Origin of the sequence: Arenibacter sp. ARW7G5Y1, from assembly GCF_003201775.1 — a bacterium.
Taxonomy (GTDB): Bacteria; Bacteroidota; Bacteroidia; order Flavobacteriales; family Flavobacteriaceae; genus Arenibacter.
Map to the genome: position 1 here is coordinate 126,498 of NZ_QJJZ01000004.1, position 13,179 is coordinate 139,676.

General features: G+C 38.3%; 12 protein-coding genes. 11 read left to right on the forward strand and 1 reads right to left on the reverse strand.

Annotated elements, in window-relative coordinates:
* The first annotated feature begins 1 nt into the window (after nt 1).
* Nucleotides 2-1,084, forward strand: a complete 1,083-nt coding sequence (locus C7972_RS07505; protein ID WP_110355606.1) for a bifunctional 3-deoxy-7-phosphoheptulonate synthase/chorismate mutase type II — start codon at nt 2-4, stop codon at nt 1,082-1,084.
* A gap of 275 nt (nt 1,085-1,359) precedes the next feature.
* Complete coding sequence (locus tag C7972_RS07510) at nt 1,360-2,034, forward strand: head GIN domain-containing protein (protein WP_110355607.1); 675 nt, start codon at nt 1,360-1,362, stop codon at nt 2,032-2,034.
* A 75-nt stretch (nt 2,035-2,109) separates the two neighbouring features.
* Here C7972_RS07510 and C7972_RS07515 read toward each other — a convergent pair whose 3' ends face one another.
* On the reverse strand, nt 2,110-2,550 hold the full coding sequence (locus tag C7972_RS07515) for a hypothetical protein (protein WP_110355827.1): 441 nt from the start codon (nt 2,548-2,550) through the stop codon (nt 2,110-2,112).
* Between the two features lie 115 nt (nt 2,551-2,665).
* On the opposite strand from C7972_RS07515, the gene rsgA reads away from it, so the two are divergent.
* From rsgA to C7972_RS07560, 9 genes are all read left to right on the forward strand, one after another.
* Nucleotides 2,666-3,616 (forward strand): ribosome small subunit-dependent GTPase A, encoded by a 951-nt coding sequence (gene rsgA, locus C7972_RS07520; protein ID WP_110355608.1) that lies wholly within the window; start codon nt 2,666-2,668, stop codon nt 3,614-3,616.
* Entirely contained in the window at nt 3,616-4,068 is a 453-nt protein-coding gene (gene dtd, locus C7972_RS07525) for a D-aminoacyl-tRNA deacylase (RefSeq protein WP_110355609.1), read from the forward strand. The genes rsgA and dtd overlap by 1 nt, the downstream gene beginning before the upstream one ends.
* 82 nt (nt 4,069-4,150) lie before the next feature.
* Nucleotides 4,151-6,064: a DUF3857 and transglutaminase domain-containing protein gene (locus tag C7972_RS07530; RefSeq protein WP_110355610.1), complete on the forward strand. Its 1,914-nt coding sequence runs from the start codon at nt 4,151-4,153 to the stop codon at nt 6,062-6,064.
* An 8-nt stretch (nt 6,065-6,072) separates the two neighbouring features.
* Nucleotides 6,073-8,085, forward strand: coding sequence for a DUF3857 domain-containing protein (locus C7972_RS07535; protein WP_110355611.1), 2,013 nt, complete (start codon nt 6,073-6,075; stop codon nt 8,083-8,085).
* 4 nt (nt 8,086-8,089) lie between these two features.
* The gene (locus C7972_RS07540) at nt 8,090-8,416 is read left to right on the forward strand and encodes a nucleotide pyrophosphohydrolase (protein ID WP_110355612.1); all 327 of its coding nucleotides are present in this window, start codon (nt 8,090-8,092) and stop codon (nt 8,414-8,416) included.
* An 80-nt stretch (nt 8,417-8,496) separates the two neighbouring features.
* A complete protein-coding gene (locus C7972_RS07545; RefSeq protein ID WP_110355613.1) occupies nt 8,497-9,726 on the forward strand; it encodes a 3-phosphoshikimate 1-carboxyvinyltransferase in 1,230 nt (409 codons plus the stop codon).
* Between the two features lie 95 nt (nt 9,727-9,821).
* Entirely contained in the window at nt 9,822-10,871 is a 1,050-nt protein-coding gene (gene queA / locus C7972_RS07550; RefSeq protein WP_110355614.1) for a tRNA preQ1(34) S-adenosylmethionine ribosyltransferase-isomerase QueA, read from the forward strand.
* 88 nt (nt 10,872-10,959) lie between these two features.
* Complete coding sequence (gene rlmN / locus C7972_RS07555) at nt 10,960-12,006, forward strand: 23S rRNA (adenine(2503)-C(2))-methyltransferase RlmN (RefSeq protein WP_110355615.1); 1,047 nt, start codon at nt 10,960-10,962, stop codon at nt 12,004-12,006.
* A 168-nt stretch (nt 12,007-12,174) separates the two neighbouring features.
* Complete coding sequence (locus tag C7972_RS07560; RefSeq protein ID WP_110355616.1) at nt 12,175-13,152, forward strand: polyprenyl synthetase family protein; 978 nt, start codon at nt 12,175-12,177, stop codon at nt 13,150-13,152.
* Nucleotides 13,153-13,179: the final 27 nt, after the last annotated feature.

Consider the following 13,179-nt stretch of genomic DNA (forward strand, 5'->3'; position numbering starts at 1 on the left):
AATGGAAAATTTAAAAGAAATGAGAACATGGTTGGACGATATGAAATTGGACCATCCGTTAGTAATTGCCGGGCCTTGTAGTGCGGAAACAGAGGAGCAAGTGCTTCGAATTGCCAATGATTTAAAAGATACCGATGTAAATTACTACCGTGCCGGAATCTGGAAACCAAGAACACGTCCTGGAATGTTTGAAGGGGTTGGAGCTTTAGGTTTAAAGTGGTTACAAAAAGTTAAGGCGGAAACAGGGATGAAAACTTGTACCGAAGTAGCTAATGCTGCCCATGTAAAGTTGGCATTGGAACATGACATTGATTTATTGTGGATTGGTGCCAGATCAACCGTGAGCCCATTTATAATGCAAGAAATTGCGGATGCCCTAGCGGGAACCGATAAAATTGTATTGGTAAAAAATCCGGTTAATCCAGATTTGGCTTTATGGCTTGGAGGAATAGAAAGATTGTATACTGCCGGAATTAAAAATTTAGGAGCTATACATAGAGGTTTCTCTACTTATGAAAAGACAAAATACAGGAACATTCCTGAATGGCAATTGGCGATTGAGTTCCAAAATAAATTTCCGGATTTGCCTTTAATCAATGATCCTTCACATATCACAGGAAATAGGGAAATGATCTTTGACGTTTCACAAACTGCCCTTGATCTTAATTTTGACGGTCTCATGATCGAAACCCATTTTGATCCGGATAACGCATGGAGCGATGCCGCACAGCAAGTAACTCCGGATAAATTGATCCAGATTATGAGGGATTTGAAAATTAGAAAAGAAACCGATTCGGAGGCCGAATACAATAGTAAACTTAGCAACTTAAGGGCGCAAATAGATGTCTTGGATAGTCAGTTGATAGAAATGCTAGGTAAAAGAATGAAGATCTCCGATGGGATAGGATTGTTGAAGAAACAAAAAAATGTGGCTGTTTTGCAATCCAATAGATGGAATCAGATTTTGGGTGCCATGATCTTGGAAGGGGAAGCAAAGGGATTAAGCGAGGAATTTGTTTTAAAGATGTTTAAGGCAATACACCAGGAATCCATAAATCACCAAGAGAAGATCATTAATACATAAACTATTTTATTGGTATACCGTTAAAACCACGCCCTTGGGCGTGGTTTTTTTATACTCAATGTTTTCCTCCCGTTTTAAGGGATAAATTGTAGCATCTTCTCTCCATGAAATTCTGGATGAGGTTGGAATTGGATGATGGATATTTTATAAAGTTAATTGTTTGTACCTTTTAGTGTAACAAATCTACTTTTGTACCATCTTTACCAAGTGTATGGAACTAATAGTTCAAAGTTTCCCAAATATTAAGGTATAAGTTTAATAAAAAATTAAGGGTAATGAAAAATGTTTTGGTAATTGGTTTTCTATTTCTATCGCTTGTAGGCGTCTCACAGCGAATAGTTGATAAATCCGTGGGTGATTTTAACGAGGTGAAGGTCTATGATCTAATAGAGGTTAACCTTATAAAATCCGATGAAAATAAGGTCTTGGTAAAAGGGGATAATGTTGATGACATCCAAATAATAAATAAGAATGGAGTCCTTAAAATAAAAATGGAACTGGACAAAAAGTTTCACGGTGAAAATACCTTTGTAGAGGTATATTTCAAAAATATAGACTTAATCGACGGAAATGAGGGAGCTAGAATTACGGTCAATGAAACCTTGAGTCAAGAAAAGATAGAACTAAAGACTCAGGAAGGGGCTAAAATAAAAGTCGGACTAGATGTGCACCATTTGGTCGTACGATGTGTTACCGGTGGCATTGTTGAGGCTTCTGGAAAGACTATAAACCAAGAGGTGGTCTTAAATACAGGAGGGGTTTTTGAAGGGAAACCGCTACGGAGTGAGAAAGCCAGCATTAAGATAACGGCTGCTGGGGAGGCGGAAATGTATGTTTCAGAAGCAGTAGATATTAATATTAAAGCTGGCGGGGATGTGTACGTTTATGGAAACCCAAGATCGGTCAATAAGAATACCTTTGCGGGCGGAAGGGTGAAGGTTATGGATTAGACGCCTCTTTACATTGGACTTTAAACACCAAACCCGGCCAAAGCGGCCGGGTTTGGTTTTCTTTGAACAGGAAGATTACTTCTTAAATATGTACCGGGTAATAAAAATTCCCTGTCCATCGTCTTTCCCACTATCACTCTCAACGGCACTGGTAACAAAGGCCAATTCCCATCCTTCCGCTACCATGGCATTTATTTTAGACGATATCAAGGCGTCATTGGCTGCAATGTTCTGGAATCTGATGCCCCCAATATTGTAAAAATTTAAAAGTTTGGTTTCTTCAAAATTTTTCACCCGGATATCACCCCGGTCAGATTTATTCCTTGTATTGTCCTCCTCCGTTTGTTCGCTGGTAAATTCCTTATAATCCCTATCCTCTGTGGCGCTAATGATCCTAGATCTTCCCAGACCACTGGGAATTATGGATTCGACACTGGTGATTACTTTGAATTGTTGTGCATTTACATCCGTAATGCCCATAATTACTAAGCAGGTAAAGAGCATAAAATTTTTCATTTTTTTCATTTTTTTGTGTTTTTTACGATTAATGATTGTTTAACAACGACGAATTTTAAAAGCTAGTATAAAACTAAAGTTGTTTCTTTGTAAACTAATATGTCAGAACATTTTAATGGAAGGAACCGTATATAAATCCACCGGAAGTTGGTACAGTGTTAGAACTGGGGAAGGCGCTTTCTACGAATGCCGGATAAAAGGGAAATTTCGGCTCAAGGGAATAAAAAGTACCAATCCTATCTCTGTTGGGGATGTGGTAGTATTTGAGGTGGATGGAGCCGATGAAAAATTACAGGGCATTATTACCGAAATCAAGGATAGGAAGAATTACATTATTAGAAAGTCGGTAAATCTATCTAAACAAACCCATATTATTGCCGCTAATTTGGATCAGGTTTTCTTAATGGTAACCTTAAATAATCCTCCTACATTCACAAGTTTTATAGATCGATTTTTGGTAACCTCGGAGGCATACCATATTCCCGCTATTTTGTTATTTAATAAAATAGACACTTATAATGAAGAGGAACTGGATGAGATAAAATATCTGGCAAACCTATACAGGGAAATTGGGTATACGTGTATTGGGATTTCGGCCAAGACCGGAAAAAATGTGGATAAGGTAAGGGAACTGATGATTGGTAAGACAAGTATGTTTTCCGGGCATTCCGGGGTAGGGAAATCTACTTTGGTCAATGCCATTGAACCGCAATTGGACCTAAAGACAAAAAAAATATCCTCCCAGCATATGCAGGGGCAACACACTACCACATTTGCGGAAATGTTCGATTTGGAATGTGGGGCCAAGATTATTGATACCCCTGGAATCAAAGGGTTTGGAATAGTGGATATGGAGAAAGAGGAAATAGGGGATTATTTTCCTGAATTCTTTAGGTTAAAGGGGGAGTGCAAGTTTAATAATTGTTTGCATTTGGATGAACCCCACTGTGCAGTAAAGAAGGCACTGGAGAATAACGAAGTGGCCTGGAGCAGGTATAAAAGTTACGTACAGATGTTGAGCGGGGAACAGGAAAATTACAGAACGGATATTTACGGGGAAAAATAATGCGTGCAACAATACAAAGGGTCACTACGGCCAGTGTAACGGTAGAGGGGAAGGAAATCTCAAAAATTTCGAACGGACTTCTTATATTCTTGGGAATAGAGGATGCGGATACAATAGAGGATATTAAGTGGCTTTCCAATAAAATTGTGAACCTCAGGATTTTTAATGATAGTAAGGGGGTCATGAATTTGTCCCTGCATCAGAAGGAAGGGGAGGCCTTGGTAATTAGTCAGTTTACATTACATGCATCCACAAAAAAGGGAAATAGGCCCAGTTATATCAAAGCGGCAAAGCCGGAGCGGGCTATTCCCTTGTATGAAAGTTTTGTGGCACAACTGGAAAAAGATCTTGGAAAAAAGGTTGGAACGGGTATTTTTGGGGCGGATATGAAAGTGGCGCTACTTAATGATGGGCCGGTTACTATTCAAATAGATACAAAGAACAGAGAATAATTAATTTCATCGAATTTTTTTGAAAGTGCTGTACGAAAAGTACTATTTTTCGACGCTATAAATATTTACTTTCATATTATTGATGCGATTTTATCTTTGCCTTTTCCTTAGTTTGACCCTCTTCTATGTAAAGGCTCAAAAAAATGAATTTCAGTCCCTTGTGTTGGATAATTTATTGGTTGACAATGCCAACGCAGTCATTAGATTGGATGCTACCAGAATTGAAATAGCAAATCCCAAAAATTTAAAACATATTCATAAACGGGTTGTAACCATTTTAAATAAGAAGGGATCCAGTCATTCGGATCTACATGTTTATTATGATGATAAGATAAATATCAGAAACCTTGGTGCTATAGTATATGATAAATTTGGAAATGAAATCAAAAAGTTTAAAAATGGTGATTTTAAGGATATTGCCGCTGTTAGTAGCTTTTCTTTGTATGAGGATAGCAGAATAAAATATTTAAATTACATCCCCACAGAGTATCCCTATACTATCGAGTTTAATTATGAAACAACTACCGCCAATTCGGCATGGATTCCTTTCTGGCGACCCTTGAACGGCTATCAAATTAGTACAGAAAAAAGTACCTACGATATTGTTTATGATAGTTCGGTTGGCGTAATTAAAAAGGAGAAATTTTTTAATGGATATAACATTAAGGACCAGAGTAAAGAGGGGAATCTTAGTTATGTAGCCGAAAATTTAAAAGCGGTTGTATCGGAAGAGCTTAGTCCTGATTTCAGGGATTTGAGTCCTGTATTAATGGTTGCCCCCAAGAATTTTTATTACGAAGGTTATACAGGGGAGACAGGGAATTGGGAAAGTTTAGGGAAATGGTTGTATGATAATTTACTGACCGGACGGAACGACCTTTCAGAAGAAACAAAGCGGGAGGTCCGGAATCTTGTCTTGGGAATAGATGACCCCATAGAAAAGGCACGTAAAATATATACATATGTGCAGGAGAATACAAGATATATTAGTGTGCAAGTCGGTATTGGCGGAATTCGGCCTATAGCGGCATCTGAAGTAGATAGGGTTAAATATGGGGATTGTAAGGGCCTGACAAATTATACAAAAGCCTTGCTTGAAGCTGTTGGTGTGCAGTCTAATTACACTGAAGTTTACGCTACATCGAGTAAACAAATCAACATGGATAAGGATTTTGCTTCTTTATTGGGGCAGGCAAATCATGTTATTTTAAATATACCTATTGAAAATAAGGGATCTGTTTGGCTGGAATGTACCAGTCAAACCATGCCATTTGGTTTCTTAGGAGATTTTACCGATAACCGAGATGTTTTTGTTATTACTCCTGAGGGTGGAAAAATCATCAGGACACCAAAATATTCTGCCTTGGAAAATAGCCAGGCAACACAAGCGGAATTGAGCGTTTTTGGGGATAGAAGTATTGAGGTAAGTGCCAAAATAGTATCTAAAGGGATTCAATACAATAATAAATTTCATATAGAAAAAGAGGAGAAGCGCGTACAGGATAAATACTATAAAAATCGTTGGGATTATGTAGGGGACATTGAGATAAAGGATATGAAGTTTGAAAATGACAGGGAAAAGTTGAATTTCACCGAATCAGTAAGTTTCAAAGCCGTTAATTTTTCTTCCCATGCAGGTGATCGAATACTATTAACCCCCAACGTATTAAATAGAAATACCTATACTCCAAATAGGTATCGAAATAGAAAATTGCCCTTACAAATTGAACGGGGATTTATAGATACCGATGAATACGAAATCAATTTACCAAAGGGCTACACAGTTGATTTTATTCCTGAAAATGTTTCCCTTGAAAATATATTTGGAAGGTATACCGTAAAAATTGAGAGGGTAACGAATGTTAAATTAAAGTATATGAGGATGTTTGAGGTTTCTGAGGGTTCGTATCCTAAGGAAGAATATGAAAACTATAGGAATTTTATACGTGAAGTTTCGAAAAATGATAATGCCAAAATTGTATTAATTAAAGAATAACCAACCACATGAAAAAATTATTGCTGATTTGCCTGTTCCTAAATATGCAAGTAATAATGGCCCAAGATTATGATTTTGGGAAGGTGTCCAAAGAAGAACTATTGGAAAAATATAACAAGTCCGATACATCCGCTGTCGCTACCTATCTTTATAAATACAGGAAGTCGTATTTTAATTATAATCAAAATGAGGGATTTCAGTTGGTTACCGAGGTTCATGAAAGGGTTAAAGTATATAACAAGGATGGTTTTGATTATGCCACAAAAAAAATAAATCTGTTCCAGGACGGTGGCGATAACGAAAAACTTACGGAATTAAAGGCCTTTACCTATAATTTGGTAGATGATAAAATTGAGGAAAGCAAACTTAAGGACGATGGTGAGTTCGATTTGGAATTGTCCAAGTTTTACAAACAAAAATCGTTCACCCTTCCCAATGTCAAGGAAGGTTCTGTAATTGAGTATAAATATAAAGTACTATCGCCCTTTATTTCGGTAGTGGATGAATTCAAATTCCAACACGATGTTCCTGTTAAAAAGTTGCTGGCCATATTTGAGGTGCCTGAGTATTTTGATTTTAGGGTCAATACCAAGGGTTTTTTAAGTGTAATACCAGTGATTGAGACCAAGAATGACAAAATTACGATTCAGTCGAAAACTAGGTCCCAAAGCGTAAAGTACTCTCCAATCAATACAAGTTTTGAGCTATCTACAATTGATTTTAAAAAGAAAATATCGGTTTATGATCTTGTAGATATTCCGGCCTTAAAACTAGAACCTTTTGTCAATAATATGGACAATTATCGGTCATCCGTCAAATATGAATTATCATATACAGATTTTCCCAACAGCCCAATTAAATATTATTCAACAACATGGGAGGATGTTGTGAACACAATTTACAAGAGTGCAAATTTTGGTAGTGAACTGAACAAAACAGGATATTTTGAAAAAGATATGGAGGCCATATTGTTGAACATAACCGACCCTTTAGAAAAAATATATAAAATTTTCGAGTTGGTTAAATCAAAAGTAAAATGGAATGGTTACTATGGTAAATATACCGATGACGGTGTTAGACAGGCCTATAAGGAGCATAATGGCAATGTTGCTGAAATCAATTTGATGCTTACCGCTATGCTAAGAAGTATTGGGTTAAATGCCAATCCGGTATTGGTAAGTACACGTGATAACGGCATACCTATATTTCCAACACGGGAGGGTTATAATTATGTGATTACAGGTGTGGAGGTTGATGATGAAATTATGTTGTTGGACGCTACGAGTATTTACGGTACCGTAAATGTGCTACCTTTAAGGGTATTGAATTGGGAAGGTAGGATGATCAAAAAAGATGGCAGCTCGGTAATGGTTAATCTATATCCCAAAGTTACTGCCTTGGAAACAGTATATCTTAATGTGAAATTAGGGGATAATGGCAATTTGGCTGGGGAATTTAGAAGTATTAAGACTGGTCATGACGCTATGAATTACAGAATCGAGTATAATGGAGGCAAAGAAGATGAATTCATTGAAACATCGGAAAATAAGTTTGGAGGTATGGAGATTTTGGATTTTAAAGTTTCAAATAATACGGATTTAACCCAATCGGTAATAGAATCTTATAAATTTAAAAAAGACAATGAGGTTGAAGTAATAGGAGATAGAATGTACTTTTCTCCATTATTTTTTTTAAGAACCAAAGAGAATCCCTTTAAATTGGAAAAGAGAGAATTCCCTGTGGATTTTGGGTATGCATCAGAAAATAAGTTTAGAATAGGAATAATCGTTCCAGAAGGATATGTCATTGAAACATTGCCCGAGTCGGCGTTGTTAATGTTGCCGGATGAATTGGGTAGCTTTGCCTATAATATTACCGCATTAAGCGATCGAATTCAACTAATAGTAAGTATTAAAATTGAGCAACCCATTATTTCTCCATTATATTATGAAACCTTAAGGGAGTATTTTAAATTGATGATAGGAAAAATGGATGAAAAGGTAGTTTTGACAAAAATTTGATAGTATGAATATAGAAAACGCACAGCAAGCCGTAGACGAATGGATCAAGGCCCATGGGGTACGCTATTTTAACGAACTTACCAATATGGCCCAGTTGACGGAAGAAGTAGGGGAGGTGGCCCGTATTATCGCTCGACGTTATGGCGAGCAAAGTGAGAAGGAGTCGGACAAGGATAAGGATTTAGGGGAAGAATTGGCAGACGTACTATTCGTAGTATTGTGTCTTGCCAATCAGACAGGAATAAACCTACAGGAATCTTTTGATAAAAAATTAAACCTAAAAACCAAACGGGATCACAATCGGCACCACAATAATAAAAAGCTGAAATAGTGCTATATTTGTAGCTTGTCTTTGTTTCTTCGTTCAGAAACAAATAATAATGTAAATACGTCTTAAAAATTCCATAAAAATTGAAGCTACATTTATCTGCCCCTCCGCAATCCCTGATAAAATCAAAAGTGAAAATCACGGGATCCAAAAGTGAATCCAATAGGTTGTTATTGCTACAGGCCTTGTTCCCCTCTATAAAAATAGATAACCTTTCCAATTCCGATGATGCGGAGGTTATGCAAAAGGGGTTGCAGATCAGCAATGGAGTAGTGGACATTCATCATGCCGGTACGGCTATGCGTTTTTTAACCGCTTATTTTGCGTCTCAGGAGAATAAGGAAGTAACACTCACCGGATCCAAAAGAATGACCGAAAGGCCTATAAAGGTATTGGTGGAGGCACTCAGGAGTCTGGGTGCGGAAATAAGTTACCTAAACGATGAAGGGTATCCGCCTATTGCCATAAAAGGTAAAAAGCTAACGAAACATAAAGTTAGTCTCCCAGCGGATATCAGTAGCCAATATATTTCGGCCTTATTGCTTATAGCACCAGGTCTCGAAAATGGAATTGAGTTGGAATTGGTAGGTAAAATTACATCGGTGCCATATATAAAAATGACCTTGGGCCTGCTTTCCCAAATTGGGGTAGCGAGTACTTTTCAGGGGAATACCATTAAGGTTTCAGCAAAATCCAACATTGAACCTACCACCCAGGTGGTGGAATCGGATTGGAGTTCCGCCTCCTACTTTTATAGTATAGTGGCACTCTGTGATATAGGTACGGAAATATCCTTATCGGCCTATAATAAGAATAGCCTTCAGGGGGATAGTGTCCTTAAGGAAATCTACCAGGATTTTGGGGTGGAAACCAGTTTTCGCGATCATGAGGTTATTTTGAAAAAAATTGCAGCACCCAACAATAGCACTTTCAATTTGGACTTGGCAAATGCCCCGGATATAGCGCAGACAATTGCTGTAACTTGTTTAGGTTTGGGCGTAGGATGTCATATGACAGGCCTACATACCCTTAAAATTAAGGAAACCGATAGGCTGGAAGCATTAAAGACAGAATTGACCAAGTTGGGAGCATCCATATCCGTCACCGACAAAACATTGACTCTGGAGCCATCCAAGGAAATAAAAAAAGAAATTGCTATAGACACCTATAACGACCACAGAATGGCCATGGCCTTTGCCCCCCTGGCCCTAAAGACTTCAATGTTCGTGAACGATGCGGAAGTGGTATCCAAATCGTATCCGGACTTTTGGGAGGACATGAAAAATCTGAAATTCAAGGTGCAAACTGCTTGATTATTATTTAAATGGGGTTTTACTTGACATCGCCCCTTGCTTCGTCGTATATTTGCAGCCGCTAAACATTAATCTAAATTTAAGGAATATACTAAATGAAATTATCGCACTTCAATTTTGAACTTCCAAACGAATTATTGGCAGAATATCCGGCAGAGAACAGAGATGAGTCCAAATTAATGGTGGTTCACAGGGATACTGGTAAAATTGAACACAAAATGTTCAAGGATCTTATAGATTATTTTGATGAAGGCGATGTTATGGTGCTTAACAACACCAAGGTTTTTCCAGCAAGATTATATGGGAACAAAGAAAAGACCGGCGCTAGAATAGAGGTTTTTTTATTGCGTGAACTAAACGAGGAACAACGTCTTTGGGATGTTTTGGTAGATCCGGCTCGTAAAATAAGAATTGGCAACAAACTTTATTTTGGTGATGATGAAACTTTGGTAGCAGAGGTTATAGATAACACTACTTCTAGAGGTAGAACCTTGAGGTTCCTTTACGATGGTTCCTATACCGATTTCAGAAGAAAATTAAAGGAACTAGGTGAAACTCCTTTGCCCAAATACATTAAACGTAAGGTAGAGGCCGAAGACGAAAAAAGATATCAAACTATCTATGCCAAGCACGAAGGTGCAGTAGCGGCACCAACGGCCGGTTTGCATTTTTCCAAACATTTGTTGAAAAGATTGGAAATAAAGGGAATCGATTTTGCCGAGGTTACCCTACATGTAGGTTTGGGTACTTTTAATCCTGTGGAAGTGGAGGATCTTTCCAAGCACAAGATGGATAGTGAGGAATTGATCATAGATGAAAAGGCAACGGAAATTGTCAATGGCGCTAAAGTTAAGAAGCGCCGTATTTGTGCTGTAGGTACTACCGCTATGCGGGCTTTGGAAAGCGCAGTATCTTCCCAACAGACCTTGAACACTTTTGATGGTTGGACGAACAAATTTGTTTTTCCTCCCTACGATTTTAGTATTGCCAATGCCATGGTGACCAACTTTCACCTGCCAAAATCCACCCTGTTAATGATGGTTTCGGCTTTCATGGGGCACGATTTGATGAAAAAAGCATATAAAGAAGCAATATTGGAAGGGTATAAATTTTATTCTTACGGGGATGCTATGTTGATCATATAAGTATCCAAATAAATACTAGGATCCCGTCAGTATCGCAGATAATTGTGGATTGACGGGATTTTTTTATAGAATCATTTATCTTTAGAAAGTGGAAGTTGCAAAAAATAAAAGGGATATAAGGGCCTTTACCAAAGATCAGCTTAGGTTGTTCTTTGAATCCAAGGGAGACAAGGCTTTTAGGGGCAACCAGGTTTATGAATGGCTGTGGCAAAAATCGGCCCATTCCTTTGAGGATATGACCAATATTTCCAAGGAAACCAGGCAGATGTTGGAGGAAAATTTTGTAATCAACCATATAAAGGTAGATCAAATGCAACGCAGTAGTGACGGAACCATAAAAAATGCGGTACGACTACACGATGATCTTATTGTGGAATCTGTTTTGATCCCCACAAAAACAAGAACCACCGCCTGTGTGTCCAGCCAAGTGGGCTGTAGTTTGGATTGCAAATTTTGCGCTACGTCCCGATTAAAAAGGATGCGAAATCTTAATCCTGACGAGATTTATGACCAAGTGGTGGCCATTGACAACGAGAGTAGGTTGTATTTTGATCGCCCTTTGAGCAATATTGTTTTTATGGGGATGGGGGAGCCTTTAATGAACTATAACAATGTACTTAAGGCCATAGATAAGATTACCTCTCCGGAAGGATTGGGGATGTCTCCCAAACGTATTACCGTATCCACTTCGGGCGTGCCCAAAATGATACGGAAGATGGCAGATGAGGAGGTGAAATTCAAATTGGCGGTTTCCCTGCATTCCGCCATCGATGAAATAAGGACTTCCATAATGCCCTTCAATGCAACCTTTACTTTGGCCGACTTAAGGGCGGCACTTGAATATTGGTTCCAAAAAACAAAAAGTAGGATCACCTATGAATATGTGGTTTGGGATGGTATTAACGATACCCAAAGGGATGTGGACGCCTTGGTGGATTTCTGTAGGTTTGCGCCCTCCAAGGTCAATCTCATTGAATATAACCCCATAGATGATGGGGAATTTCAACAAGCCGATAACGCAGCCATTGAAAAGTATGTGAATACCTTGGAGAAAAATGGTATAACGGTGACCGTAAGGCGTTCTAGAGGTAAGGATATTGATGCTGCCTGCGGACAGTTGGCCAATAAATCATAGAGTATCTTATTAAAGTAAAGCCAACTTCGTCTTTTGTCGATTCCCAATACAAATTCGCTGAAATCTATAAATTAGGGTTACATTACCACGGTTGGCTGATAATTACTATGTTTTTTTACCTAATTTTACGCAACAGAACTAGCAATCCAAAATAGCCTAAACTATCCCTTGAAAATTGTATCCCAAATAAAGGAACCGATTAATCAGGAAATGGAACTTTTTGAAAAAAAGTTTTATGAATCCATGTCTTCCAAGGTTGCCTTGTTAAACAGGATTACTTACTATATCGTTAATCGAAAGGGGAAGCAGATGCGCCCAATGTTCGTCTTTCTTACCGCTAAGTTGTTGAATAAAGGGGAGGTAAATGAACGGACCTATAGGGGGGCATCGGTCATAGAACTGATACATACCGCTACCTTGGTCCACGACGACGTGGTGGACGATAGCAATAAACGTCGCGGTTTTTTCTCTGTAAATGCTTTATGGAAAAATAAAATTGCCGTTTTGGTAGGCGACTATCTTCTCTCAAAAGGACTTCTTTTGTCCATAGATAATGGCGATTTTGATCTTCTTAGGATTATTTCTGTCGCCGTTCGTGAAATGAGTGAGGGAGAATTGTTGCAAATTGAGAAAGCAAGGCGTTTGGATATTACCGAGGAGGTGTATTACGACATTATTAGGCAGAAGACGGCAACCTTGATTGCAGCATGCTGTAGTTTGGGGGCCTGTTCCGTTAAACCGGATTCCGATGATGTGGAGAAGTTCAGAAAGTTTGGGGAGCTTATTGGGATGGCCTTTCAGATAAAGGATGACCTTTTCGATTACGGGGAAGAGAGAATCGGGAAACCTACAGGGATCGATATCAAGGAACAAAAAATGACCCTTCCACTTATATTCGTGTTGAATAAGTGTACCAAAGCCGAAAAAAAATGGTTGATCAATTCCATAAAGAACCATAATAAGGATAAAAAACGGGTCAAGGAAGTCATCGCCTTTGTAAAGGTGAACGGCGGTCTTGAATACGCCGTAAAAAAAATGCTGGCCTATAAGGAAGAAGCGTTGGCCTTATTGGATACTTACCCGGATTCAGAATATAAAAGTTCGCTGGAACTTATGGTAAATTACGTGGTAGATCGAAAGAAGTAAATTTAACCCACTGTAATTCAACACCTT

What these genes read in the sequence shown, in the direction of transcription:
- rsgA (WP_110355608.1), top strand. Translation starts at nt 2,666, where the DNA reads ATGGAAGGAACCGTATATAAATCCACCGGAAGTTGGTACAGTGTTAGA.
- dtd (WP_110355609.1), top strand. Translation starts at nt 3,616, where the DNA reads ATGCGTGCAACAATACAAAGGGTCACTACGGCCAGTGTAACGGTAGAG.
- C7972_RS07510 (WP_110355607.1), top strand. Translation starts at nt 1,360, where the DNA reads ATGAAAAATGTTTTGGTAATTGGTTTTCTATTTCTATCGCTTGTAGGC.
- C7972_RS07535 (WP_110355611.1), top strand. Translation starts at nt 6,073, where the DNA reads ATGAAAAAATTATTGCTGATTTGCCTGTTCCTAAATATGCAAGTAATA.
- C7972_RS07530 (WP_110355610.1), top strand. Translation starts at nt 4,151, where the DNA reads ATGCGATTTTATCTTTGCCTTTTCCTTAGTTTGACCCTCTTCTATGTA.
- C7972_RS07505 (WP_110355606.1), top strand. Translation starts at nt 2, where the DNA reads ATGGAAAATTTAAAAGAAATGAGAACATGGTTGGACGATATGAAATTG.
- queA (WP_110355614.1), top strand. Translation starts at nt 9,822, where the DNA reads ATGAAATTATCGCACTTCAATTTTGAACTTCCAAACGAATTATTGGCA.
- C7972_RS07515 (WP_110355827.1), bottom strand. Translation starts at nt 2,550, where the DNA reads ATGAAAAATTTTATGCTCTTTACCTGCTTAGTAATTATGGGCATTACG.
- C7972_RS07540 (WP_110355612.1), top strand. Translation starts at nt 8,090, where the DNA reads ATGAATATAGAAAACGCACAGCAAGCCGTAGACGAATGGATCAAGGCC.